Genomic DNA, 23,413 nt, shown 5'->3' with positions numbered 1-23,413 from the left:
GCTTGAGGCCGGGGGGTGCGGGGGGACCTTTTGTGGATCGAGAGTGGAGGGCTCGTGGGTGCTGAGAGCGAGACGGAAGTCTTCGTTGAGGGACGGGCGGAGCTTGCCGATGGGGTCATGGGGCTGACCCTGCGTGCGGTGGACGGCGGGACGCTGCCGTCCTGGCGTCCCGGCGCGCACATCGACGTCGTTCTCGGTGACGGGCTCGTCCGGCAGTACTCGCTGTGCGGGGACCCGAACGACTCGCGGACGTGGCGACTCGGTGTTCTGAAGGAGGGGCCCGGTTCGACGGTCGTCCATGAGCGGGTGCGTCCGGGGGACAGGCTCGTGACACGGGGACCGCGTAACCACTTCGCGCTGGAGGACGCCTCCGGATACCTGTTCCTCGCCGGCGGGATCGGCATCACGCCGATCCTCCCCATGGTGGCCGCCGCCGATGCGGCGGGAATCGAATGGCGGCTCGTCTACGGGGGGCGGCGACGGTCCACCATGGCCTTCCTGGACGTGTTGTCCGCCTACGGGGACAAGGTCGACATCCGACCCCAGGAGGAGTTCGGCCTGCTCGACCTCGACGCTGCCCTGGCGACGGCCGCGCCGGGCACGCTTGTCTACTGCTGCGGGCCGGAGCCGATGCTCGCCGCGGCCGAGGAACGATGCGCCGTCCTGACCCCGGGCTCGCTGCGTACGGAGCGTTTCACCCCGAAGCCGGTCACGGGGCCGAACGAGGCGTTCGAGGTCGAGCTCGCGCTGAGCGGGCGCACTCTGCCGGTCGAACCCGGCCTGTCGATCTTGGAGACCGTGGAGAAGGCGGGCGTCGACGTCCTGTCGTCCTGCCGTGAAGGGACGTGCGGGACGTGTGAAACGCCCGTCCTGGAAGGCGAGCCCGACCACCGTGACTCGGTTCTTACCGAGGCGGAACGCGCGGACGGGAGCTTCATGATGATCTGTGTCTCCCGCGCCCGCGGCCCACGGCTCGTCCTCGAACTCTGACCCGCGCGCCTTGCGATGCGGCGCCTCCGCACCCCAGTTCGTCGGCACCGGACGGGAAAGCTGCTCCAGTCGGACGGGCCGTCCGCGCAAGCTGCGACACATCGACGAATGGCTCCGCCTACGTCGAAGCGCGGCCCAGGGCGCGTTGGAGGACGTTCAAGCGATTGGTGTGCATGTGTCGTGTTATGGCCGCTTCTCTGATCATGGTCGAGCCGTGGAAGGTGCCCGGGTAGTGGTGCAGTTCGGTGGGGACGCCCGCCTGGATCAGCCGCTGGGCGTAGGCGATGCCCTCGTCCCGCAGCGGGTCGAACTCGCATGTGGTCACGAAGGCGGGCGGCAGACCTGACAGGTCCTCCGCGCGGGCGGGTGCCGCGTACGGGGACACGCCGTCGGTGCCTCGGACGCCGTCGCCGAGGTAGTAGTCCCAGCTCAGTTCCGCGTTGGCCCGGTGCCAGATCGGCGTGTCGGTGAATGCCCGCATGGACGGGGTGTCGAGGCGGTCGTCCAGTTCCGGGATGCCGAGGAGCTGGAAGCACAGGGCGGGCCCGCCGCGGTCGCGCGCCATCAGCGCGACGGCCGCGGACAGTCCACCGCCCGCGCTGTCGCCGCCCACCGCGAGCCTGCCGGGGTCGATGCCGAGTTCGGCGGCATGGGCGGCCGCCCATGTCAGCACGGCGTAGCAGTCGTCCAGGCCGGCGGGAAACGGGTGCTCAGGGGCGAGCCGGTAGCCGACCGACAGGACCACGGCGCCGACCTCCGCCGCGATGAGCGTGGCCTCGTCCTGGGAGGTGTCGATGCTGCCGATGACGAACCCGCCCGCGTGGATGTGCACCATCCCCGGCAGGTCGCCGTCCCGGTCCGCGGGGGCGAGGATCCGCACCGGGACATCGGGTGCGCCGTGGGGCCCGGGGACGTGCACGTCGCGGATGTCCACCGGGATCGGCGGCACGTATTGCGGCCTACCGAACAGCTCCAGTTCGTCCCTGCGGATCTGCTCGTATTCGCTGATCGAGATCTGCGGGATCATCGAGATCCACGGGACGAGTTCGGGGTCGTAGGCGTACGTCACCTCGGGGCTCCTCTCGGCGTCTGGCCCCAGTCTCGGCTCCCTCGCCCCTCTTGCCCAGGGGCCGGTCACCAGTGAAGTGGGCGCAGCGCGGATAGGGCCGTCACCCCCCGGGCCGCCGAAACGGAACTCCCCAGGCCGAACTACCGGTTCGCGGTGGTGAGGGCGGCTAGGCTGGCCGCACATTTCGCCACAGTGAAGGGCAGGCCGCAATGAACCGCAGCGAATTGGTCAGGGCCGTGGCGGAACGCGCGGGGAGCGATGAGGCCGTGGGCCGCCGGCATGTGGACGCCGTCTTCGAGGTCGTGATGGAACGGGTGTCCGCCGGGGAACGCGTCACCGTCACCGGGTTCGGTACGTTCGACAGGCTGTCCCGCCCGGCCCGCAGTGCCCGCAACCCGCGCACCGGGGCGCCGGTCGAGGTGGCCGCCGCGGAGGTCCCCCGGTTCCGCTCCGGGCAGACGTTCCGCACCCGGGTCGCGGGCGGCGCCGCCGCGGCGGACGAGGAGCGGGCCCCTGCGGCGGCTCCGCCGGAGGCGGCGGACGGCGTCGTGGCCGAGCCGGCGAGCCCCGAGGAGCCCAAGGCCGCCAAGAAGGCGAAGAAGGGTGCGGGCGCCAAGAAGGCGCCGAAGAAGACGAAGGCGATCAGGCTGGATACCTCCGCGTCGGTGCGGAACGGCAAGAGCGCGAAGAACGGCAAGGCCGGCAAGAAGAAGCAGGCCAAGGGCAAGGGGCGCGTCAAGGCCGGTAAGTAGGCCGCGCGCCGCGCTAGGCGGGCCGGTCGCGGATCGAGACCCGGGTGACTCCGGGGACGGTCCGGGCCAGGACGTCGGCGATCTGCTGGGCGGGTTCGTCCATGGTCCCGCGCAGTTCGACGACGCCGTCCCGGACCGACACGTCCCAGTGCGCGCCCTCCGTGCCGTACTCGGCGATCGCGGCCAGGACGTCGTCGCGGATCCGGGCGTCGTCGCGGGCCAGGATCGCGATGAGGTCGCGGCGGCTGACGATGCCCACGATGGTGGAGCCGTCCAGCACCGGGACGCTCTTGATCCGCGTCTTCATCATCATCTCGGCGAGCACGGCCGCGTCGGTGTTGGGCCGGGCGGTCTCCACGTCGCGGGTCATGACCTCCTCGACGAGGCGCGGTGCGGGGGCCGCGGTGGTCGCCACGGGGCGCACGAAGGACCGCGGGTCGTGCTCGAACACGCCCTGCAGGAGGTCCATCTCGCTGACGATGCCGACCAGGCGTCCCGGCTCGTCCACGACCGGCAGCGCGGTGACGTTGTGCTCGTGCAGGACGCGGATGGCCTGGCGGACGGTGGCCGTCCGCGGAATCGTCACGACGGGCGAGGTCATCGCCTCCCGGACCAGCATGGCGTGTTCTCCTTCCGGCGAGGACGCCGTTCACCTACCCGGGCAGGACCACCCTGACCCTTGTGTCCAGGATCGCCCGGCGGGGCGCCCGGGGCCCAGGGCCGTTCGTCCCGGAACCCGTCAGAAGAGCGTCGGCGGTTCCGCGGGCTCCGGCTCGGGCAAGGGGTCGAGCCCGGGTACCCGGTCCCTCACCTCATCATGGAATCGGCGGGCGAGCGGCAACGCGTCGGCATTGTCGGGCGTGTGGATGAAAATGGTCGGCGAGCGTCCCTCGCGCAGCCACTCGGCCGCCTTCCCGACCCAGTACCGCCACCCCTCGGCCGTCTGCTCCGTGTCGTCCCGTCCGAGGTAGCGCACGATCGGGCGGTCGGTCAGCGCCGCCGACCGGCGCGGCACGCGCGGCTTCTTCGTCCACGCGTCCCGCTCCGCGTCGCTGCCCGGACGGCTCCGGAAGAACACGGTGGTGTCGAAGGGCACCCACTCGGCCCCGGCGCCCGCGAGGACCCTTTCGAGGTCGCGTGCGCATCCCGCATCCTCGAAGAACGCGCGGTGGCGCACCTCGACGGCGTAGCGGTGCGTCCGGGGCAGGCGGCGCAGGAAACCCGCCAGCGTCCCGAGATCCGCGGGGCCGAACGACCCCGGGAGCTGCACCCACAGCGCGTGCGTCCGGGCACCGAGCGGCTCGATCGCCGCCAGGAACGTGCGGAGGTCGTCGTCGAAGCCGGTGAGGCGCCGCTCATGCGTGATCGACCTCGGCAGCTTGAGGACGAAGCGGAAGCCGGGCCCCACCTGCGCCGCCCACGACTCCGCCGTGCCCCGCGACGGCGTCGCGTAGAAGGTGGTGTTGCCCTCCACCGCGTTGCACCAGCTCGCGTAGGCGCGCAGCCGCGCGCCGGGAGGGAGCGGATGGGGAAGGAAACGCCCCTGCCACGCCGGATGGGTCCACATCGCGCACCCCACATGAAGCCGCATGAACCCGACGCTATCGCTTCGCGGCCCCCTCACCTGCCGCTCCGCAGGGCCTTGAACTCCCCGGGCGGCGGGCGCGTACCTCCACGCGTAGCTCGGGAAATCGGATCTTGGAGGACCCCCATGAGGGCGAGAAAGAGTCGTGTGCGCACCGCGGTCACGTGGACCGCGGTGGCCGCCGGATCCGCCGGCCTCGTGGCCGGTTCGCTGTACGTGGTGCGGATGCCGGACCGGTCCGGCGGCGAGAAGCGCGCCGCGCTGACCGGCGAGCAGGCGGCGGCCGCGCGGTCCGGGTCGGCGGGGAAGCTGGCCGCGCGGCTGACCGACCGGCTCGGTGCCCGCACGACCGGCGCCTACCTCGACTCCGCCGGACGGCCCGTCGTCACGGTCACCAACGCCGGCGACGCGGCCATGGTCCGCGCGGCGGGCGCGGTGCCCAAGATGACGGAGCGCGGCCCCGCGGCGCTGAACCGGATCACCGCCACCCTCCGCCAGGCGATGACGGGCGTGCCGGGCACCGGCTGGGCCGTCGACCCGGCCACCTCGCGGGTCACCGTGTGGACCGACGACTCGGTCACCGGGACGCGGATGGCGACCGTCCGGCGGATGGCCCGGCAGATGGGGCCGGCGGTGCGGACGGTGCACATCGACGGGCGCCTGCGCCCCCTCGCGCTCGGCGGTGACGCGATCTTCGGGCAGGGCTCCCGCTGCTCGCTCGGCTTCAACGTCACGCGCGGCGGGCAGCCCTTCTTCCTGACCGCCGGGCACTGCGGTAACAGCGTCCGCAACTGGACCGCCGACCAGGGGGGCGCCCAGTTCCTCGGCAGGACGGCGGCGAGCAGCTTCCCCGGCGACGACTTCGCACTCGTCCAGACGGCGCAGCCGGGCCAGGGCGCGGTCAACCTCTACAACGGCCAGGCCCGGGACATCACCGAGGCCGGGGACGCCGTGGTCGGCCAGCAGGTCGTGCGCACCGGCAGCACCACCGGCCTCGCCACCGGCCGCGTCACCGCCACCAACGCCACGGTCAACTACCCCGAGGGCACCGTCAGCGGCCTGATCCAGACGACCGTCTGCGCGGAGCCGGGGGACAGCGGCGGGCCGCTCTTCAGCGGAAGCACCGCCCTCGGCCTCACGTCCGGTGGTTCGGGCAACTGCCAGATCGGCGGCGTCACGTTCTTCCAGCCGGTCACCGAGCCCCTGGAAGCCTTCGGCGCCGAGGTCTCCTAGACCTCCGCGCGCCGCGGCGGACCGGTCGACACGAAGGGGGCACCAGCGCTCACTCGATGGCCAGCGCCTTCTCGCGCCGCGTCTCCTCCTCGCTCACCGCCGTGCCGCGGCGCACCGCGTACCGCAGCATCGGCGGCGCCATCAGCGACGTCCCGACCGCGACCAGGACGATGATCGTGTACATCTCCATGGTCAGCACGCCGAGCCGCAGCCCGACCATGGCGATGATCATCTGGATGACGCCGCGGGCGTTCAGCCCGGCGCCGAGGGCCAGCGCGTCCCAGTGGTCGCACCTGGCGGCGCGCGCCCCGAGGTACCCGCCGGTCAGCTTGCCGACGACGGCGACCAGCAGCATGAGGCCCGCCGCTCCCAGCACCACGGGGTCGCCCAGCGTGGTGAGGTCCATCCGCAGCCCGGCCGTGGCGAAGAAGAGCGGGGCGAGCACGGACAGCGTGAACGTCCGCAGGGGTGCGAGACGCTCGCGGTCGACCCACCGCGACGAGCCGATGAGGATGCCGGCGTAGAACGCGCCGAGCACCCCCTCCATGCCCGCCGCCTGGGTTCCCGCCGCGGACAGCAGCACGATCAGGACCGCCACCGCGACGCCGACGCCCGGGTCGGCCGACCGGGCGGACAGCCGCAGCAGCGCGCCCACGACGGGACGGCCGACGAACCGGGCGAACAGCAGGACGCCGGCGAGGCAGCCGACCGCCAGCGTCACCTCGCCCGCCCTGATCCCGGTGGTGGCCATCGCCGACACCACCGACAGCAGCAGCCAGCCGATCACGTCGTCGACCGCCGCCGCGGCGATGATCATCTGGCCGATGTCCCGGTGCAGCAGCCGCATGTCGAGCAGCGTCTTGGCGATGACCGGGACCGCGCTGACGCACATCGCCACGCCGACGAACCAGGCGAAGACGGCGCGGTCGGCGCCCTCGGCGAGCAGCGAGGCGGGCAGCAGGAACCCGACGGCCACCCCGAGCGCCAGCGGAACGAGCGCTCCGCCGGCGCTCACCTGGGCCGCCGCGGCGCCCTTGCGCCGCACCAGGCCCATGTCGACGCTCATACCGGTGACGCCCACCAGCAGCAGCACGCCGAACTGCCCCACCGAGTCCAGGAGGTGCAGCTGGCCGGGCGTGTCCGGCATTAGCCGGCCGTACAGGCCGGGAGCCACGTGGGCGAGCAGCGACGGCCCCAGCAGCACCCCGGCGGACAGTTCCCCGACGATCGCCGGCATCCCCAGCCGCCGCGCCAGCCGTCCCAGCAGCACCGCGAAACCCAGCAGCAGGCCGATCTGCAGCAGCAGGACCAGGGTCTGGTGGGCACCCATCGGGGCGATCGGAGGCGCCGCTACGAGCATCCGATCCTCCGCGCGCCCGCCGCCCGCCGCCCCCGGGCGCTCAGCTTCCGGGGTGGACCGGGCACTCGTAGCTCGGCTCGAAGTCGTCGAACAGCCGCCACGCCTTCTCTTCGCGCAGCCGCTGGAAGAACCGGTTGTCGCCCGACCAGAAGTCCCCGTTGAGGGCGCGGACGAGCCAGAAGTGCTCGATGGACTCGCTGGTGTCGAACGGCCCGCCGGACGTGGCCTGGAGCCTCTCCTGGATGCCCCACCACCCCGCTCCGGCGAGGCGCGGGCCGCCGTGCTGCGGGGTCACCCGCAGCTCCCGGCCCTCCGACACGTACCTGTTGTCGTACACGGCGCGGATGAGCCGGTAGTACGTCTCGTAGCCGGTCTTGAAGAAGTTCTGGTAGCGCAGCGCCACCTCCTCCTCGCCCGCTTCCCCGGCCAGCACCCGGGCGCTCTCCTCGGCCGCCCTCCGGCCGGTCGTGAGGGCGAGCAGCACCCCGCCGGAGAAGACCGGGTCGGTGAAGCAGCCGGCGTCGCCGACGATGAAGAAGCCGGGCCCGGCGAGGGTGTCGCAGTGGTACTCGAAGTTGTTCTCACCGGTGAGCTCGCGGGCGACCGTCGTGCCCTCGATGCGCTGGGAGATCCGCGGAATCCGCTTGAGGTTCCGGCTGAACACCTCCTCGGGCACCGACTTGCGCAGGATCTCCGCCGGTACCAGGCAGCCGACGCTGATGACGCCGGGCCGGATCGGGATGGCCCAGAACCAGCCGTCCTCGTACAGCCCGAGCTGGATGTCGCCCTCGGTGGCCGGGTTGTTGCGCTCGTCCAGGCCCTCGTAGTGCCTGAAGATCGCCGCCATCTTCAGGTCGTCGTCGGTCTTGCGCAGGCCCATGCCCCGGGCGATCACGCCCGTCCGGCCGCTCGCGTCGATGACGAAGCTCGCCGTGACGTCGTGCTCCTCGCCGTCGTGGGTGTACCGGACGCCGGAGATGCGCTCGCCGGCGAAGAGCAGCTTCCGGACCCGGGCCTTCTGGAGCATGGTCACGCCCGGCGTCTCCGCCGCGGCGTCGAGGAGGATCTTGTCGAAGTGGGCCCGCTCCACATGGAAGGTCCAGCCGCGCCGGCCTTCCCCGACCTTGCCCAGGTCGAGGCGCCGGAAGGTGCCCTCGGTCCCGGTCAGCTCGATTCCCCGCTTGACGACGAAGCCGCCCGCGGCCACCCGGTCCAGCAGCCCCAGCTGCTCCAGCACGTCCGTGGTGTAGGTCAGCAACGACTCACCGATGTGGAAGCGCGGCATCTCCTCCCGCTCCAGCAGGAGTACCGAGTGGCCTTTGCGGGCGAGCGTCATCGCGTACGAGGAGCCGCTGGGTCCCCCGCCGATCACAATCGCGTCGTAATCGCTACTGCGAGCCTCGGACACGGATTTCTCCTTCATGCTCGAACGGGACCCCACGCGAAATCCTCGTCCGGGAGACGTCCGGCGCGGGGCACGGTTACCCGGCCATTCAATTCAGCGCTCGTCCTGAATGGCCACGGCACGCTGCGTCATTTCTCAGGGCATGTGCGTACCGGAAACCAGGATCCGGATACGCCTATGGGAAGTCAACGCGGGCGGGAACGATGTTCGACTGCGGTGCATTCTCGGTTGAACACCATGAGAGCATCAGGGCAGGATGGAGCGGGTAAGTCGGCTTGCGAGGCCGGTATGCAGAGGGTCGCTCATCTGCATCGGCATATCTTCAGTTGAACGCACCCGGTGTGTTCTACTGTGGCCTTTCTGTCCACACAGGCCGACTCGTCATCATGCCCAAGGAGTTCAATCGTGCTCACGTTGACCGATACCGCCGTCGAGGCCATCCGCATCCTGACGGACAAGCCGGATGTCCCGCGGGATTCCGGACTCCGCATCGTTCATCACGACTCCGCCGGCGGCCTCGAACTGTCCATCGCACCCGGCCCGGACGCGGGGGACGAGGTCATCGAGACCGACGGGGTGCGGGTGTTCCTGCAGACCACCGCCGCCGCGATGCTCGGCGGCCGCGCCCTGAACGCGGAGATCGCCGAGGACGACGTGGTCTTCCGCATCACGAGCGCGCCGGGAAGCGAGCGGGAGTAGTACGCGGGTTCGGCGCGTCGAAGGCGGGTGTCCATGTTTCGATCGCTGAGATCGGTCAACTGAACATGATGGCCGCGTTCGGGCTGAGGCAGGGCTGCGAGCCACGGCTTCAGGCCATCGCGCGGCGCCTCGGCCGTTGACGAGCACGAACGACGGAGTAGCGATGCCGACGAGCAAGAAGAAGACCGACAAGAACTCCGGCTCCGGACCGAAACTGCTCTCCGGTGGGAACCCGCAGATCCCCAAGGGGGAGGGCGACAAGCCGGTGCAGGACTACATCAAGGCCATGCCCGGCTGGAAGAGCCCGGTGGGAAAGCGCATCGATCGCCTGGTCTCGCGCACCGTCCCCGACGTGCACAAGGCCGTGAAGTGGAACCAGCCGTTCTACGGCCACGAAGGTGACGGGTGGTTCCTCTCATTCCGGTGCTACACGCAGTACGTCCAGCTCCAGTTCCTCAACGGCACCTCGCTCGACCCCATGCCGCCCAAGGAGTCCAAGCACCCCGGCATGCGCTACCTCGACATCCACGAAGGCGACGACCTGGACGAGGGCCGGCTCGTCTCCTGGATCGAACAGGCGAGCAAGCAGCCCGGCTCGACGCTCTAGCGACGAGCTCTGACCCGGACCGCGAGCCAGGGCCGCGACCGGCGCTATCGAAGCGCCGGTCGCGGCCCTGTAACGCGTCAGGCCCCGCGCACGCTGCGAATCCTGCGGGCGTACCGGACACGGCCGACCGTGTGCCAGACCAGGCGTGCCGGGAGGGGGAGCCCCCCGAGCACGTGCGCCCGCTCCTGCGGGTCCGCGTCCTCCAAGACCGCCCCCAAGAAGAAGAGCTGCTTGTCCCTGGGCGTGTGGGTGGTGAAGTGCTCGGACAGCCTGGCCCACTCGCTGACGCTCACATGCCGCTCCACCAAGGGCAGGATGTTCTGCTCCTCGTCGTCCAGGTGCTCGGTCAGGAGCCCCACGTGTTCCCTCAGCAGCTCGCTCAGCGCGTCGCGTGACTCCTCGTCCGCATGCTCGGCCCAGGCCGGCGCCAGCTTCGCCATGCGCTCCATGCCCGCGGCCATCCGTTCGTGCTGCCGCTCCATCCGCCGGACGACGTCCGCCTCAAGCTCCACGCGGGCCAGCAGCAGCGGCCACAGCAGCTCGTCCTCGGCCGAATGGTGCAGGTGCAGGGCGAGCAGGTAGTCGCCCAGGTGGGCGGTGAGCACCCTCGCCCGGCCGGTGTCTCCCGGCCGCACGCCTGGCACCTGGGCGGCCAGCACCCGTGACTCACGCCGGGAGACGCGGTGGGTGACGACCATCTCGTGGGTGTTGGGACGCTGGCGGGACGCGGTGGCCATCGACGGCTCCTCAGTGGCTGGTCATGGGCACAGTGGCTGGTCATGGTCCTGCGCGCCGATCGTCGGCCACCGTCCTTGGAGCCGGCTTGTAAGCCGCTTGGAGAGCGCGGAGATCGCGGGCGTCGCGTCCGGTGCTCTCTAGCGTCTTTCCATCGGCCCTTGAAAACGTGCGCCCAGAGTCGTCCGCGTAACGACGACTGGGGAGGCGCGCTTGACTGACGTGCTGACGGCTCGATCGGTGGATCTGCCCGAGTGGGTGATCTGCGCGGGATGCCGCGCGCTGGCCTACGGCAAGCGGTTCAGGCGCGAGCTTCTCGTCTGCCCCGAGTGCGGCCACCACGAGCGGATGACCTCGGACGAGCGGATCGCCACCCTGCTGGACGAGGGGTCCGTCGAGGAGCTCGGCTTTCCCGTCGCCACCGGGGATCCGCTGGGGTTCGTCGACTCGAGGCCCTACGCGGCCCGGCTGAGCGAGGCGCAGGCCGCCACCGGGATGACGGAGGCGGTGGCCTGCGTCCGCGGCGCGGTCGGCGGGAATCCGGTCATCGCCGCCGTCATGGACTTCCGCTTCCTCGGCGGAAGCCTCGGAGCGGCGGTCGGGGAGCTGATCACCCGGACGGCCGAACTCGCCCTCGCGGAGCGGACGCCGCTCCTCGTCGTCACGTCGTCGGGCGGGGCGCGCATGCAGGAGGGCGCGCTGGCCCTGATGCAGATGGCGAAGACGAGCCAGGCGTTCCGCGAACTCGACGAGGCCGGCATCCTCACCGTCTCGCTGATCACCGACCCGACCTACGGCGGGGTCGCGGCCTCGTTCGCGACCCAGGCCGACGTGATCGTCGCCGAGCCGGGGGCGCGCATGGGATTCGCCGGGCCACGCGTGATCGAGCAGACGATACGGCAGTCCCTGCCGGAGGGCTTCCAGACGGCGGAGTTCCTGGCCGAGCGGGGACTGGTGGACATCGTCGTGCCGCGGCACGGGCTCCGGCCCACGCTGTCCCGGCTGCTGTCCGCGGGGGCCCGGCGTCCGGCGGCGCCGCACGCCGCCCGCGGTCGGGAGGTGCCGGAGGCGCCGGCCACCCCTCTGGTCACGGACCCGCGTGACCTGCCCGCCGGGGAGACCTGGGAGGCGGTGCGCCTGGCGCGGGCGCTGGACCGGCCCACCGCCCTCGACTACATCCAGTGGATCGCCGACGACTTCGTCGAACTGCACGGCGACCGCCTCGGCGGCGACTGCCGGGCGATCATCGGCGGACTCGCCCGGCTGGACGGCACCCCCCTCATGATCATCAGCCACCAGAAGGGCCACACCACCAAGGAGCTGGCGAAGGCCAACTTCGGCATGCCGACACCGGCGGGGTACCGGAAGGCGGCCCGGCTGATGCGCCTGGCCGCGAAGCTCGGTGTGCCGGTGGTCACCCTGGTGGACACGCCGGGGGCCTATCCGGGGATCGAGGCGGAGGCCGAGGGCCAGGCCGTGGCGATCGCCGACAACCTGCGGCTCATGACCGGCCTGCCGGTCCCGGTCGTCTCGGTGGTCACCGGAGAGGGCGGCAGCGGCGGTGCCCTGGCGCTCGCGGTGGCCAACAAGGTCCTCGCCTTCTCGAACACCATCTACTCGGTGATCAGCCCGGAGGGGTGCGCGGCCATCCTGTGGCGCGACCCGGGCGCCGCCCCGCGAGCGGCGCGGGAGCTCCGCGTCGACGCCCGGTCGCTGCTGGAGCTGGAGATCGTCGACGCGGTCATCCCGGAGCCCGAGGGCGGTGCCCAGCGCGACCCCGGCGCGGCGGCCACGCGCCTGAAGGCGGCGATCGCCGCGGGCCTGGACGAGCTGTCGGCGCTCGGCCCGGCCTGCCTCGTGGAGACCCGCCGGGCACGGTTCCGCCGCTTCCAGGCCCTCGGTTAGGAGACATCGGTGACCAGCGAACAAGCCGAGCGGAACGACGTCCTCGACGACGTCTGCGACCACGCGGCGCGGCTCATCTCGGCGGCAGACCCGCGGCTGCACAGGCTCTCGATACGGACGGGGGACATCGCGGTCGAGCTGGAATGGTCGCCGGCCGCGGCCCCCGCGCCGGAGCCGCCCGGCGCCCTCGCCGCCCCCGCACAGCAGGGGCTCGCACAGCAGGGGACCGCGCAACCCGGGCCCGCGGAGCCCGAGCCGTGCGCGGCGACCGGCCAGGACTCCCTCCACTACGTCTGCGCCGAGATGGTCGGGACGTTCTACAGCGCACCGGAGCCGGGCGCCGAGCCGTTCGTCACCGTGGGCGACGAGGTCCGGGCGGGGCAGCAGATCGCCATCCTGGAGGTCATGAAGCTGATGACTCCCGTCGGAGCCGACCGCGCGGGCCGGGTGGCCGAGGTGCTGGTCCCGGACGGCACGTCCGTCGAGTACGGGACGGGCCTGATCGCCCTCGACACGTCCGTGCACGCGCTTGGCACCCCCGGCTGACGCCATGTTCCACAAGGTTCTGGTCGCGAACAGGGGCGAGATCGCGCTCCGGGTGGTCCGCGCCTGCCGGGAGCTGGGGATCAGGAGCGTCGCCGTCTACTCGTCGGCCGACGAGGACTCGCTCGCGGTCGCCCACGCCGACGAGGCCGTCCGGATCGGCCCCGAGCATCCGCGGCGCAGCTACCTGAGCATTCCCGCGATCATGGAGGCCGCCGCGCTGTCCGGTGCCGACGCGGTGCACCCGGGATACGGCTTCCTCTCGGAGGAACCCGACTTCCCCGAGGTCTGCCAGAAAGCGGGCATCACGTTCATCGGGCCGCCGCCTGACGTGCTCGCCCGGCTCGGCGACAAGTCGCGGGCGCGGGAGCTCATGGCGGAGTGCGGGCTCCCCCTGCTGAGGGGCACCGTGCACCCCTTGCGGGACCTGGGCGACGCCCTGCGGACGGCGGACCGGATCGGCTACCCGCTGATCATCAAGGCGGCGATGGGCGGCGGCGGCAGGGGGATGCGGATCGCCCGCGGCCCCGCGGACCTGCCCGACGCGTTCCGGCAGGCGTGCGCGGACGCCCATTCCTTCTTCGGCGACGGGCGCGTGTACGCCGAGCGCTTCGTCCAGGACGCGCGGCACGTCGAGGTGCAGGTGCTCTGCGACACGCACGGCGACGTCGTGTGCCTGGGCGAACGAGACTGCACCGTCCAGCGGAGGAACCAGAAGCTCATCGAGGAGACGCCGGCCCCCGGGCTGCCGCGGGCGCTGGTCGAGGAGATCCGCCGGGCCGCGGTGACGGGCGCACGCGCCGCGCGGTACGTGGGCGCGGGCACCTTCGAGTTCCTCGTGGACCAGGAGCGGCGGTTCTACTTCATGGAGGTCAACAACCGGATCCAGGTGGAGCATCCGGTCACCGAGGTGGCCACCCGGATCGACATGGTGCACGAGCAGATCCGCGTCGCGGCGGGGGAGCGGCTCGGCTTCGGCGGGCCCGACGTGCGGCCGCACGGCGCCGTGATCGAGTGCCGGGTCAACGCGGAGGACCCGGACCGGGACTTCACACCCGCGCCGGGCCGCCTCACGGAGTTCCTGCCTCCGGGCGGTCCCTTCGTCCGGGTGGACACCCACTGCTTCCCCGGCATGCGCATCTCGGGGGCGTACGACTCGCTGCTCGCCAAGGTGATCGTGTGGGCGCCCACCAGGTCGGAGGCGATCGCCCGGATGCGCCGGGCGCTCGCCGAGTTCCGGATCGACGGTGCCGGTGTCCGCACGACGGTGCCGTTCCTGCTCCGGGCTCTCGACCGTCCCGAATTCCGGGACGCCGCGCACACCACGAACTTCGCCGCCGACCTGCTCGACGGGAGGCGTTGAGCGCCGCTCCAACCGCGGTTGAGTGCGGGCCCGGATGCTGAACGGGATGCCGAACGGCCAGGAAATGAATGTTCATCGGGAAAGGCTGGAGGGGCGACGGGCGTGATGAAGGGGATCATCCTTGCGGGCGGCTCCGGCACCAGGCTGTACCCGATAACCCGGGTCATCTCCAAGCAGCTGCTGCCGGTCGGTGACAAGCCGATGATCTACTACCCGCTTTCGGTGCTCATGCTCACCGGGATCAGGGACGTGCTGATCATCTCGACCGCGGAGGACGTCCCGCGGTACCGGCGGCTGCTCGGCGACGGGTCGGACCTGGGGATGAGTTTCTCCTACGCGGTGCAGGACGAGCCCAAAGGCATCGCGGAGGCGCTCATCATCGCGGCCGACCACATCGGGAACGAGCCGGTCGCGCTCGTCCTCGGCGACAACATCTTCTACGGGCATCTGCTCGCGGGAATCCTGCGCGAGCAGGCACGGGACGTCGACGGCTGCGTTCTCTTCGGCTATCCGGTCAAGGATCCCGAGCGTTTCGGAATCGCGGAGACGGACGCCGACGGCCGGCTGCTCTCCATCGAGGAGAAGCCCGCCCGGCCACGCTCGAACCAGGCGGTCACCGGGCTCTACCTCTACGACAACGACGCCGTGGAAATCGCGCGGAGCCTGCGCCCGTCGGCGCGCGGCGAGCTCGAGATAACCGACGTGAACCGCGCCTACATGGAGCAGGGCAGGGCGAGGCTCGTGGAGCTCACCCGCGGCTTCGCCTGGCTGGACACCGGAACCCCCGAGGCGCTGCTGGCCGCCAGCCAGTATGTGCTGACCCTGGAGGAACGGCAGGGGCTGCACGTGGCCTGTGTCGAGGAGATCGCCCTGCGGATGGGGTTCATCGACGCCGAGACCTGCCATCGGCTCGGCGCCGGGCTGGCTTCGTCGCGATACGGCCAGTACGTCATGACCGTGGCATGTTCCGAGAGAGCCGACCGAAAGGAGACGGCATTGAAAGAGCTGACGATCGAGGATCTGAAGCAGATCATGCGCGCGTGCGCGGGGGAGGACGAGTCGGTGGACCACGGCGGGGACATCCTCGACACGTCGTTCATGGACCTCGGCTACGATTCGCTCGCGCTGCTGGAGGCGACGGCCGTCATCAAGCGCGAGTACGAGGTCGAACTGAACGACGAGGACGCCGACGTGGTGGAGACACCGCGGACATTTCTCGACAAGGTGAACGGAATGCTCGTCGGCCGGCAGGCTCTCGGCGCATGACGTAAACACCGCGCGCCCATCTCCGCCGCAGGGGGCGGTCGGCCGATATGGCCGACCGCCCCCTTTTCATGTATCCGGGGATCAGAAGTAGTACAACTTTATGAGCATCGGATGGCCGGAGTGGTTCCATCCGGTCATCCTCGGCGCAACTTAGGTGACTCGATCTTGTCTTCCCGACCGGTGCTGATTAACGTGCCTAAATGGTCGACGGCCGGTCGATCCAGCCATTACCTCCAGTCGAGGGAGAATGCGATGGAATTCCGGGTTCTAGGGTCCTTCGAGATCATGCAGGCGGGGGAGAACATCGCGCCGACCGCGCCGAAGCCGCGCCAGGTCGCCGCATTGCTCGCGCTGCGCCGCAACTCCGTCGTCCGGACCTCGGAACTGATCGACGAGCTGTGGGAGGACGATCCGCCGGTCAGCGCGATGACCACCCTGCAGACGTACATCTACAAGCTGCGGAAGATCTTCCAGCAGTGCGGCGCGGGAGAGATCCTGCAGACGCGGCCCGCCGGATACATGCTCACCGTCCCGGACGAGGACCTCGACCTCCACTGGTTCGAGCAGGCGATCAAGGAGGGGCGGGCGATCCTGGACCGCGGCGACCCGGTGCGGGCGGCGGAGATCCTCGCCGACGCGCTCGCCATGTGGCGGGGGCCGGCGCTGGTCGACGTGCTCGCGGGCAACCTGCTGTCGGCGTACGTGGCGAGGCTAGAAGAGGTCAGGTTCCGGGCGCTCGAACTGCGGATCGAGACCGACCTCACTGTCGGCCGCCACCTGGAGCTGATCGGCGAGCTGAAGTCCCTGGTGGTCAGGTATCCGCTGCACGAGGGGTTCCACACGTCGCTGATGACGGCGTTGCACCACTGCGGACGCCGCTACGAGGCGCTCGACGTCTACCGGACGCTCCGCGGCAACCTGGTGGAGCAGCTCGGTCTGGAGCCCGGATGCGAGGCCCGGCAACTGCATCAGGGCCTGCTCTCCGCGGACCTGCCGGCTCCCTCGGCCGCCGAGCCGGCGGCCGGGCTCACCCGGGCGCCGGTCGAGGAGCACGCGGACGACCCGGCGCCGGCGCGGCTTCCCGAGGACCCCGAGTTCGCGGGCCGCGGGACCGACGTGGCGGAGATCTGCGAGCAGGTGGCGGCCCCGCCGCCGGAGCCGTGCGGCGCCGGGCGGATCACCGTGCTCAGCGGGATGCCCGGGGTGGGGAAGACGGCGCTGGCGGTGCACGCCGCGCACCGGCTCCGCTCCGCGTTCGCGGACGGGCAGCTCTACGCGGATCTCAGGGGGTCGACCGACCGCGCACGCGATCCCGCCGAGGTCCTCCACTCCTTCCTCCGCGCGCTCGGTTTCCCCGGGCAGCAGATCCCGGAAGGGCTGCGGGACCGCAGCGGGCTGCTCTCGTCCGCGGCGGCCGGCCGGAGTCTCCTCATGGTGCTGGACGACGCCGCGTCGGCCGCCCAGGTGCGGCCGCTGCTGCCGGGTGGTCCGCGGTGCGCGGTGGTCGTCACCAGCCGGCGCAGGCTGGAGGGTCTCCCGGGCGCGCGGAACATCGAGATCGACGTCCTGAACCGGGCGGACGGCATCGAGCTGCTCGCCCGCATCATCGGCGGCCCCCGCATCCGCCGGGAGCGGGACGGCGCCGAGCTGCTGGTCGACGCCTGCGACTCCCTGCCGCTGGCGCTGCGCTGCATCGGCGACCGGCTCGCCGCGATGCCCGGGTACCCGCTGGGCCGCATGGCGGAGGAACTCACCCGCACGCCCCAGCGCCTCCCGGAACTGCGGTTCGGCGATCTCGACCTGCGGTCCAGGTTCGACTCCAGCTACGAGCGGCTCGGCGACCGCGAGCAGGGCGCCTTCGCGCTGCTCAGCATGCTGCCGGCGGAGTTCACCGCCGACACGGCGGCCGACCTGCTGGGCTGGGACGTCGCCGACGCCCGGCGGACCCTCGACCACTTCCTGAACCACCACCTCCTGCGATGCGCCCAGGAGAACGGCACCGTCCGCTACCGGTATCCCAAACTCGCCCGGATGTACGCGCGGGAGCGCCTCACGTCCCTCGTCCAGACCGGTGCCGACCAGCCGGCGCGGAGCCCGGCCTCGATGGCGTGATCACCGGTGCTCGATCCAGCTTCGACCCGGCACCGGCAGCCTTGCGGTGTGAGGCTGATAGTCACCGGCGGCGCGGGTTTCATCGGGTCCCATTACGTACGGTCGGCGCTCGCCGGAAGGTACCCGGCGGTCGAGAACGCGCACGTGACCGTGCTCGACAAGCTGACCTACGCGGGCAATCTCGCGAACCTCCCCGCGGACGATCCGCGGCTGACGTTCGTCCGCGGCGACGTCTGCGACGGCGACCTGCTCGGGGATCTGCTGCCCGGCCACGACGCCGTCGTACACTTCGCCGCGGAGTCGCACGTGGACCGGTCCGTCTCCGGGGCGGCGCGGTTCATCGCCACGAACGTCGAAGGGACGCACACCCTCCTCGAAAGCTGCCTGCGGGCGGGCGTCCGCCGGTTCGTGCACGTCTCCACCGACGAGGTGTACGGATCCATCGACGAGGGGACGTGGCCGGAGGGGCACCCCCTGGAGCCCAACTCGCCCTACTCCGCGTCCAAGGCGGCGAGTGACCTGATCGTCCGGGCGTTCCACCGGACCCACGGGCTCTGGACGTCGACCACCCGCTGCTCGAACAACTACGGCCCCTACCAGCATCCCGAGAAACTGATCCCGCTCTTCGTGACGAACCTCCTGGACGGTGAGGACGTGCCGCTCTACGGCGACGGGAGGAACGTGCGCGAGTGGCTCCACGTGGACGACCACTGCCGTGCGGTCCAGGCGGTGCTGGAGCGGGGCCGCCCGGGGGCGACGTACAACATCGGCGGCGGCGTGGAGCTGTCCAACCTCGAACTCACCCGCCTGCTGCTGGACGCCTGCGGCGCGGGCTGGGAACGGGTGCGCTTCGTCCCCGACCGCAAAGGCCATGACCAGCGGTACGCCGTGGACGGATCGAAGATCGCCGGAGAGCTCGGCTTCCACCCGCGCGTGCCCTTCCTCCGGGGGCTGGCCGAGACGGTCCGCTGGTACGCCGCGAACCGCGCGTGGTGGGAGCCGGTCAAGCGGCGTCCCGCGGTCGTGGACGCCGGCGCGCCCTCCTGAGCCAATGGGGCCCACGCCCTTGTCGCCGCCTCGAACCGGAGCGCGATCACCACCTCCGGATTTCGTTCGTCTCGCTGACCAGGAAAAATGCGCGGAGGAAATTGATGCCGTCTCGCTGACCTGGGGAAACGGCATGGCATGGGCAATCTTTTGAACGAATGGGCCACCGTCCCGCCGGCAGCGGGCTCACCTGCGCAGCAGGAGCGGGAAAGCCGGTGACAGGCCCCGATCACGAAGTCACAAGGTGCGGTTGAGAACGGCCTTAACGGTCATAACGGTCATGGCGGCTGGCTAGGTCAGCGGCTATCGTTCAGGCAGAGTCGGACTTCTTGCCCAGGGGACATCGTGGCAGAGAGACCTTCATCGCGGCCGGCGCATGCCGGCCCGGACGCGGCTTCGCGGCTGGAAGCCGACCGGGCCGAGATCATGACCGCGTACGAGCGGGTCCTGGACGAGCTGGGCGGTCCGGTCGCCGCGGACAAGGAGGCACGCGGGCGGTTCATGGCGAACGCGGAGCGGGTGCTGACGGACGTCATCGGCAGCCTGCGCGCGGGCGCCGTCCAGGTCGGCCAGGGCCCGGCGCCCAGGGTCCCGGAGCCCAGGGCCCCGGAGCCCGCGGCGATGCGCGCGGCCCCCGAGGCGCGGTCGCACGAGTCGGTGCGGACGGGTGCCGCGTTCTTCGACGTCGTCCAGCGCGAGCTGGTCCGCCGCCTGGATCCCGAAGGGGACTCCCTGCCCCTCCTCATGCTCGCCTCCCGTGCTCTTTACCAAAGCATTACCTGTAGCGGGGGACTCCTCGCCCATGAGGGGTACTTGCGCGACATGCTTCGCGAGGCGCAGGTCGAGGAGAGATGCCGCATCGGGCGGGAGCTCCACGACCGCGTCGGCATGTGGCTGAGCGCGGCCTATCGCCAGCTCGAACTGTACGATCTCGACAAGAACAGCAAGGGGCACTGCCCGGAGACGGAGAAGCGCCTTACCGCGGCCTATGGTGCCGTCCAGGAGGCAATGCGAATCCTGCGGGACATCACCTCCGATCTGCGGTTCTGCGAGTCGTCGAATTGCCTGGAAAAGGCGCTGCGGACGGCGTTGGAGACCGTGGCGACCGACGACGCGGTCGTCCGGCTGCAGGTCAACGGCGACGAGGTGTGGGCGTCACCCGCGGTCAAGGACGAGTCGTTCCTCGTCGTCCGGGAGGCCGTCCGGAACGCGGTGGTCCACGGCATGGCCGAGCTGGTCCTGGTGCGCGTCGACATCGCGCCGCACGAGATGCGCATCTACGTCGACGACAACGGGGTCGGCTTCGACCCGGAACGTGCCAGGGCCTCGGGCGGTGTGGGGCTGTCCAGCATGCGTGAACGGGCGGAGCTCATCGGCGGCACGCTCCTCGTGTCCAGTACGCCGGGACAGGGCGCCCATGTAGAGCTTTCCATTCCGCTTCCGGGAAGCGAGAACGATGCAGCCTGACGAATCCAGGACGACCGTACTGCTCGTGGACGACCATGCCCTCGTCCGCGAGGGCCTGCGGGAGATCCTCGGATATCAGGACGACCTGGTCGTCGTGGGGGAGGCGGGAGACAGCGAGGGCGCCGTGGAACTGGCCGCGGAGAAGCGTCCCCATGTCGTCCTGCTCGACATCGAGATCCCCGGTGACGACGCCACCACCACGGTGGCCCTGATCCGCGAACGGTCGCCGCACACCGCCGTCCTCATCCTGAGCATGTACGAGGGACCGCAGCTGCTGCAGAGCCTCCTCGATGTCGGCGTGCGGGGCTACCTGCTGAAGAGCGTGACCAAGCAGGACCTGGTGTCGGCGATCCGCAGCGTCCGCTTCGACAAGGACCGTGTCGTCGTGTCGGTCTCCAGGGAGAGCATCGCCGCGAGCGGCCAGGGCGGCCAGCGCGCTCCGGGGGGCCGGAGCGGTCCGGGCGGCCCCCCGATGATCCTCTCCGACCGGGAGCGCGAGGTCCTGGAGCTCACCGCCCAGGCGCTGAGCAACCGGCAGATCGCGGCGCGGCTCTCGCTCACCGAGGCGACCGTCAAACGGCACCTCCGCAACATCTTCGTGAAGCTGGGCGCGGCCTCCCGGATCGACGCGGTGAACAAGGCGGTGGAGGGGGCCCTGATCGAGGTGGGGGAGCGCCGTCAGGCGGCGGCGCACCGCTAGGTGGCGGTGCGCCCGGCGATCGACGCGGGCGGGAACAGGGCCGCCAGCTCCTCGCACTCGGCGGCGGTGAGCCGTACCTCGGCCGCGGCCGCGTTCATCTCCAGGTGCAGCCGGTCGCGGGTGCTCGGCACCGGCGTGACGTCGTCGCCCCGGCACAGCAGCCAGGCCAGCGCGAGGCGGGAGAGGCCGAGGTCCCGGTGCGCGGCCACCTCCTCGGCCGCGCGCAGCAGGCGCAGGTTGCCCGGCAGGTTCTCCGGCCGGAACCGGGGATCGTCGTGGCGGGCGTCGCCCTCGGCGAGCTGGCTCGCCGAGCGGATCCGGCCGGTGAGGAAGCCGCGGCCGAGCGGGCGGCAGGCGAAGACCGCGACCCCCCGCTCCCTGGCGGCGGGCAGGCACTCGGCCTCGACGCGCCGCTCCCACAGGGAGTACTCGGCGGCGAGCGCGGCGACCGGATGCACGGCGTGGGCGCGCCGCAGCTGGTCGGCGGAGGCGCCCGACAGGCCCACCCGCCGGACCTTGCCGGACGCGACGAGGCCGGCGAGCTCCCCCATGCTCTCCTCGACGGGGACCCGGGGGTCCACTCCGGCGAGGTAGTAGATGTCGATGTGGTCGACGCCGAGGCGTTCCAGCGAGGCGTCGCAGGACCGCCGGAGGTGTTCGGGCGTACCGTCGAGCCGCGTCCCCCGGCCGCCGGTGGCCGGCCGGATGCCGCCGCAGGTGGCGATCACGGCCTCGTCCCGCCGCCCGGCGACGGCGCGTCCGACCAGCCGTTCGGCCCGCTCGACATCGTGGTCGGCCACGGCGTCGATCAGGGTCACGCCGATATCGAGCGCGAAGCGGATCGTGTCGATGCCCGTCGCGTCGTCCACCGGCCCGGAACGTCCGGTCAGGGCGAGCGTGCCCAGTCCGATGGGCGGCGAGGGCGGGCCGGCATCGCCGAGCTTCCTGACGTGCATCTCCTCCTGACCAGTCCGTGATAAAGGGTGCTCGCGAGCCAGCATAGGGCGCGCGGGTATTACCGCCTGCCCCGATCGGAAACCGTAATTCACATTGTGGCCAGAAAGACCGGGTTTTGGAAGGCGCTCCCGCACGCCGTCCGCGGAAGCCGTCCGTGGCCGGCCGGTGCACGACTCCCGGTAATGGATGGAACTTGCAGCGGACTTCCAGGTTCGCGTTGCGGCCGGCAGGTCCGAACGGCGTGTTCGACCGTGCGGCCTGCGCGGTTGAACGGCACCCGGAGTCGAGGCAGTGGTCCGGAGATCTGCCCTGTTCAGCGGGCTGCTGCGGAGACCACCGTCCTCTGATAGATCATGACGAAGAGTGAGTATCTTTTGTGAATTTTCCTCATTAAGGATGCGATACCGCCTGCTAGTGCCGCTCTAGCCGGGTGCGACGGCCGCGAGGCAACCTGGCGGCCGGTGGAGAGGCGGTGTCGCATATGGACAAAGCGGTTGAGAAGGCAATCGAGTGCATCTGGGAACGGTACGGTGAGCGGCTGTCCCTCGCGGAGATGGCGCGAAGCGCCGCACTCAGCCGCTTCTATTTCGCGCACCGATTCAGGAACGAGACCGGAACGACCCCCGGCCGGTTCCTCGCGGCGGTCCGCATCCACCACGCCAGGCTCCTGCTCCTGGAGACCGCGATGAGCGTGGCGGAGATATCGTCCGCGGTCGGATACGGCAGCCTGGGGTCGTTCACGAGTTGCTTCACGGCCGGTGTCGGGGTGTCGCCCGGACGGTTCCGCCGCCTGTCGCGGACGGGCGGGTTCGCGTTGCCCGGTCCGCGGCCGGCCGGGCGCTCCGGTCCCGGCACCGGCGCGGTCGCGGGGACGATCAGCCTGCCGGAGGGCCGCGGGAACGCGCGCGTCTACGTGGGCGCCTTCGCGACTCCGATCCTCCAGCATCCGCCGGCCGCGGGGGTGGTCGTCGACGTGCCCAGCGGCCGCCCCACGTGCTACCGCCTCGCGGACGTGCCCGAAGGCACCTGGTACGTGCACGCGGTGGGGGTGGCGGACGGGGTGGGGCCCGATCCGTCGTCCCGGCGGAACCCGCTCGTCGGCAGGCACGAAGCGGTGCCGGTGACCGGGGACGCCATCACGAGTGCCGCGGTGCGCCTGCACCGCCCGCGCCCGGTCGACCCGCCGGTCCTGCTCGCGCTGCCCGATCTCGAACCGCCGCCCGACCTCACGGGGAGCGGGTGCCCGGTCATCGGGTCCCGCCCGAAGGCGGCCGTCTAGACCGCAGGGGAGGTGGCGGCGACGGTCCGGGCGGTGCCGAACCAGTGGCTCAGTGCGTGGGTGAGGTCGTTGTCGGTGCCGGGGTGGGTCCAGGCGATGTAGCCGTCGGGTCGGATGAGTGCCGCGTCGAGGTCGGGTGCGGGTGGCTCGGTGAGGGTGATGGTGTCGATGCGGTCGGTCCAGGGGCGGGCTTGGTCGGTGGTGGTGTTGTCGGTGGTGAGGAGCAGGCCGCGGGCGGTGTGGAGCAGGTCGGCGATGCGGGGGCGGGTTCCGTCGGTGCGGGCGAGGCGCTGGTCGGGTGGGATGCGTTTGCCGAGGAGCGGGTGGTCGCCGGGGCCC

The 23,413-nt window shown here is 71.2% G+C and carries 21 protein-coding genes and 2 pseudogenes; 15 read left to right on the top strand and 8 right to left on the bottom strand.

The annotated features are described in order from the left end of the window. Window positions 1-54 precede the first annotated feature (54 nt). Window positions 55-990: a PDR/VanB family oxidoreductase gene (locus E1289_RS26355; protein WP_243713158.1), complete on the top strand. Its 936-nt coding sequence runs from the start codon at window positions 55-57 to the stop codon at window positions 988-990. Between the two features lie 118 nt (window positions 991-1,108). Here E1289_RS26355 and E1289_RS26350 read toward each other — a convergent pair whose 3' ends face one another. Beyond that, complete coding sequence (locus E1289_RS26350; protein ID WP_131984764.1) at window positions 1,109-2,059, bottom strand: alpha/beta hydrolase; 951 nt, start codon at window positions 2,057-2,059, stop codon at window positions 1,109-1,111. Between the two features lie 209 nt (window positions 2,060-2,268). Here E1289_RS26350 and E1289_RS26345 point away from each other — a divergent pair, with 209 nt between their 5' ends. Further along, entirely contained in the window at window positions 2,269-2,811 is a 543-nt protein-coding gene (locus E1289_RS26345; RefSeq protein ID WP_131984762.1) for an HU family DNA-binding protein, read from the top strand. A 13-nt stretch (window positions 2,812-2,824) separates the two neighbouring features. Here the strand turns inward: E1289_RS26345 and E1289_RS26340 are convergent, their stop codons facing one another. After that, window positions 2,825-3,430: a CBS domain-containing protein gene (locus E1289_RS26340; protein ID WP_131984760.1), complete on the bottom strand. Its 606-nt coding sequence runs from the start codon at window positions 3,428-3,430 to the stop codon at window positions 2,825-2,827. A 120-nt stretch (window positions 3,431-3,550) separates the two neighbouring features. Continuing rightward, window positions 3,551-4,402 (bottom strand): DUF72 domain-containing protein, encoded by an 852-nt coding sequence (locus E1289_RS26335; protein ID WP_131984758.1) that lies wholly within the window; start codon window positions 4,400-4,402, stop codon window positions 3,551-3,553. A gap of 141 nt (window positions 4,403-4,543) precedes the next feature. Here E1289_RS26335 and E1289_RS26330 point away from each other — a divergent pair, with 141 nt between their 5' ends. Continuing rightward, window positions 4,544-5,629 (top strand): S1 family peptidase, encoded by a 1,086-nt coding sequence (locus E1289_RS26330; RefSeq protein ID WP_207929156.1) that lies wholly within the window; start codon window positions 4,544-4,546, stop codon window positions 5,627-5,629. A gap of 49 nt (window positions 5,630-5,678) precedes the next feature. Here E1289_RS26330 and E1289_RS26325 read toward each other — a convergent pair whose 3' ends face one another. Together E1289_RS26325 and E1289_RS26320 are read right to left on the bottom strand one after the other, a co-directional pair. Then, a complete protein-coding gene (locus tag E1289_RS26325) occupies window positions 5,679-6,959 on the bottom strand; it encodes a cation:proton antiporter (RefSeq protein ID WP_243713157.1) in 1,281 nt (426 codons plus the stop codon). Between the two features lie 70 nt (window positions 6,960-7,029). Then, complete coding sequence (locus E1289_RS26320) at window positions 7,030-8,397, bottom strand: NAD(P)/FAD-dependent oxidoreductase (protein ID WP_165970620.1); 1,368 nt, start codon at window positions 8,395-8,397, stop codon at window positions 7,030-7,032. Between the two features lie 402 nt (window positions 8,398-8,799). Here E1289_RS26320 and E1289_RS26315 point away from each other — a divergent pair, with 402 nt between their 5' ends. Together E1289_RS26315 and E1289_RS26310 are read left to right on the top strand one after the other, a co-directional pair. Beyond that, the gene (locus E1289_RS26315) at window positions 8,800-9,093 is read left to right on the top strand and encodes a hypothetical protein (protein ID WP_131984750.1); all 294 of its coding nucleotides are present in this window, start codon (window positions 8,800-8,802) and stop codon (window positions 9,091-9,093) included. A 163-nt stretch (window positions 9,094-9,256) separates the two neighbouring features. Further along, window positions 9,257-9,700 (top strand): DUF1801 domain-containing protein, encoded by a 444-nt coding sequence (locus E1289_RS26310; RefSeq protein WP_131984748.1) that lies wholly within the window; start codon window positions 9,257-9,259, stop codon window positions 9,698-9,700. A 77-nt stretch (window positions 9,701-9,777) separates the two neighbouring features. On the opposite strand, the gene E1289_RS26305 is transcribed toward E1289_RS26310, so the two are convergent. After that, on the bottom strand, window positions 9,778-10,437 hold the full coding sequence (locus E1289_RS26305) for a hemerythrin domain-containing protein (protein ID WP_131984746.1): 660 nt from the start codon (window positions 10,435-10,437) through the stop codon (window positions 9,778-9,780). A gap of 220 nt (window positions 10,438-10,657) precedes the next feature. On the opposite strand from E1289_RS26305, the gene E1289_RS26300 reads away from it, so the two are divergent. From E1289_RS26300 to E1289_RS26265, 9 genes and pseudogenes are all read left to right on the top strand, one after another. Further along, the gene (locus tag E1289_RS26300) at window positions 10,658-12,340 is read left to right on the top strand and encodes an acetyl-CoA carboxylase carboxyltransferase subunit alpha (RefSeq protein WP_207929158.1); all 1,683 of its coding nucleotides are present in this window, start codon (window positions 10,658-10,660) and stop codon (window positions 12,338-12,340) included. Between the two features lie 9 nt (window positions 12,341-12,349). Beyond that, a complete protein-coding gene (locus E1289_RS26295) occupies window positions 12,350-12,886 on the top strand; it encodes a biotin/lipoyl-containing protein (protein WP_131984742.1) in 537 nt (178 codons plus the stop codon). A gap of 4 nt (window positions 12,887-12,890) precedes the next feature. After that, window positions 12,891-14,246 (top strand): biotin carboxylase N-terminal domain-containing protein, encoded by a 1,356-nt coding sequence (locus E1289_RS26290; protein ID WP_131984740.1) that lies wholly within the window; start codon window positions 12,891-12,893, stop codon window positions 14,244-14,246. Window positions 14,247-14,351: 105 nt separating this feature from the next. Continuing rightward, window positions 14,352-15,209 (top strand): annotated as a pseudogene (rfbA, locus tag E1289_RS26285) (glucose-1-phosphate thymidylyltransferase RfbA); the annotation flags it as partial. Beyond that, window positions 15,198-15,512, top strand: a complete 315-nt coding sequence (locus E1289_RS39785) for an acyl carrier protein (RefSeq protein WP_347813594.1) — start codon at window positions 15,198-15,200, stop codon at window positions 15,510-15,512. The pseudogene rfbA and the gene E1289_RS39785, both read left to right, overlap by 12 nt. Window positions 15,513-15,764: 252 nt before the next feature. Continuing rightward, window positions 15,765-17,624, top strand: coding sequence for a BTAD domain-containing putative transcriptional regulator (locus tag E1289_RS26280; RefSeq protein ID WP_131984736.1), 1,860 nt, complete (start codon window positions 15,765-15,767; stop codon window positions 17,622-17,624). A 48-nt stretch (window positions 17,625-17,672) separates the two neighbouring features. Then, a complete protein-coding gene (rfbB, locus tag E1289_RS26275; RefSeq protein ID WP_131984734.1) occupies window positions 17,673-18,671 on the top strand; it encodes a dTDP-glucose 4,6-dehydratase in 999 nt (332 codons plus the stop codon). 345 nt (window positions 18,672-19,016) lie between these two features. Then, the gene (locus tag E1289_RS26270; RefSeq protein ID WP_131984732.1) at window positions 19,017-20,138 is read left to right on the top strand and encodes an ATP-binding protein; all 1,122 of its coding nucleotides are present in this window, start codon (window positions 19,017-19,019) and stop codon (window positions 20,136-20,138) included. Beyond that, window positions 20,128-20,838 (top strand): response regulator transcription factor, encoded by a 711-nt coding sequence (locus E1289_RS26265; RefSeq protein ID WP_131984730.1) that lies wholly within the window; start codon window positions 20,128-20,130, stop codon window positions 20,836-20,838. The genes E1289_RS26270 and E1289_RS26265 overlap by 11 nt, the downstream gene beginning before the upstream one ends. On the opposite strand, the gene E1289_RS26260 is transcribed toward E1289_RS26265, so the two are convergent. Continuing rightward, entirely contained in the window at window positions 20,835-21,794 is a 960-nt protein-coding gene (locus tag E1289_RS26260) for an aldo/keto reductase (protein ID WP_131984728.1), read from the bottom strand. The genes E1289_RS26265 and E1289_RS26260 overlap by 4 nt on opposite strands. A gap of 482 nt (window positions 21,795-22,276) precedes the next feature. Here E1289_RS26260 and E1289_RS26255 point away from each other — a divergent pair, with 482 nt between their 5' ends. Further along, window positions 22,277-23,074 (top strand): AraC family transcriptional regulator, encoded by a 798-nt coding sequence (locus E1289_RS26255; protein ID WP_131984726.1) that lies wholly within the window; start codon window positions 22,277-22,279, stop codon window positions 23,072-23,074. Here E1289_RS26255 and E1289_RS38405 read toward each other — a convergent pair. Beyond that, window positions 23,071-23,413, bottom strand: a pseudogene (locus E1289_RS38405) (hypothetical protein); the annotation flags it as partial. The gene E1289_RS26255 and the pseudogene E1289_RS38405 sit on opposite strands and share 4 nt — an antisense overlap.

The organism is Actinomadura sp. 6K520 (assembly GCF_004349245.1).
GTDB lineage: Bacteria > Actinomycetota > Actinomycetes > Streptosporangiales > Streptosporangiaceae > Spirillospora.
Note: the sequence above shows the minus strand (reverse complement) of the source record. Positions and strands in the feature narration are given on the sequence as shown.

Bases quoted from the DNA above. Each gene is read 5' to 3' on its own strand.
- E1289_RS26325 (WP_243713157.1), bottom strand. From the start codon at position 6,959: ATGGGTGCCCACCAGACCCTGGTCCTGCTGCTGCAGATCGGCCTGCTG.
- E1289_RS26280 (WP_131984736.1), top strand. From the start codon at position 15,765: ATGGAATTCCGGGTTCTAGGGTCCTTCGAGATCATGCAGGCGGGGGAG.
- E1289_RS26305 (WP_131984746.1), bottom strand. From the start codon at position 10,437: ATGGCCACCGCGTCCCGCCAGCGTCCCAACACCCACGAGATGGTCGTC.
- E1289_RS26290 (WP_131984740.1), top strand. From the start codon at position 12,891: ATGTTCCACAAGGTTCTGGTCGCGAACAGGGGCGAGATCGCGCTCCGG.
- E1289_RS26260 (WP_131984728.1), bottom strand. From the start codon at position 21,794: ATGCACGTCAGGAAGCTCGGCGATGCCGGCCCGCCCTCGCCGCCCATC.
- E1289_RS26340 (WP_131984760.1), bottom strand. From the start codon at position 3,430: ATGCTGGTCCGGGAGGCGATGACCTCGCCCGTCGTGACGATTCCGCGG.
- E1289_RS26255 (WP_131984726.1), top strand. From the start codon at position 22,277: ATGGACAAAGCGGTTGAGAAGGCAATCGAGTGCATCTGGGAACGGTAC.
- E1289_RS26345 (WP_131984762.1), top strand. From the start codon at position 2,269: ATGAACCGCAGCGAATTGGTCAGGGCCGTGGCGGAACGCGCGGGGAGC.
- E1289_RS26265 (WP_131984730.1), top strand. From the start codon at position 20,128: ATGCAGCCTGACGAATCCAGGACGACCGTACTGCTCGTGGACGACCAT.
- E1289_RS26335 (WP_131984758.1), bottom strand. From the start codon at position 4,402: ATGCGGCTTCATGTGGGGTGCGCGATGTGGACCCATCCGGCGTGGCAG.
- E1289_RS39785 (WP_347813594.1), top strand. From the start codon at position 15,198: ATGACCGTGGCATGTTCCGAGAGAGCCGACCGAAAGGAGACGGCATTG.
- E1289_RS26310 (WP_131984748.1), top strand. From the start codon at position 9,257: ATGCCGACGAGCAAGAAGAAGACCGACAAGAACTCCGGCTCCGGACCG.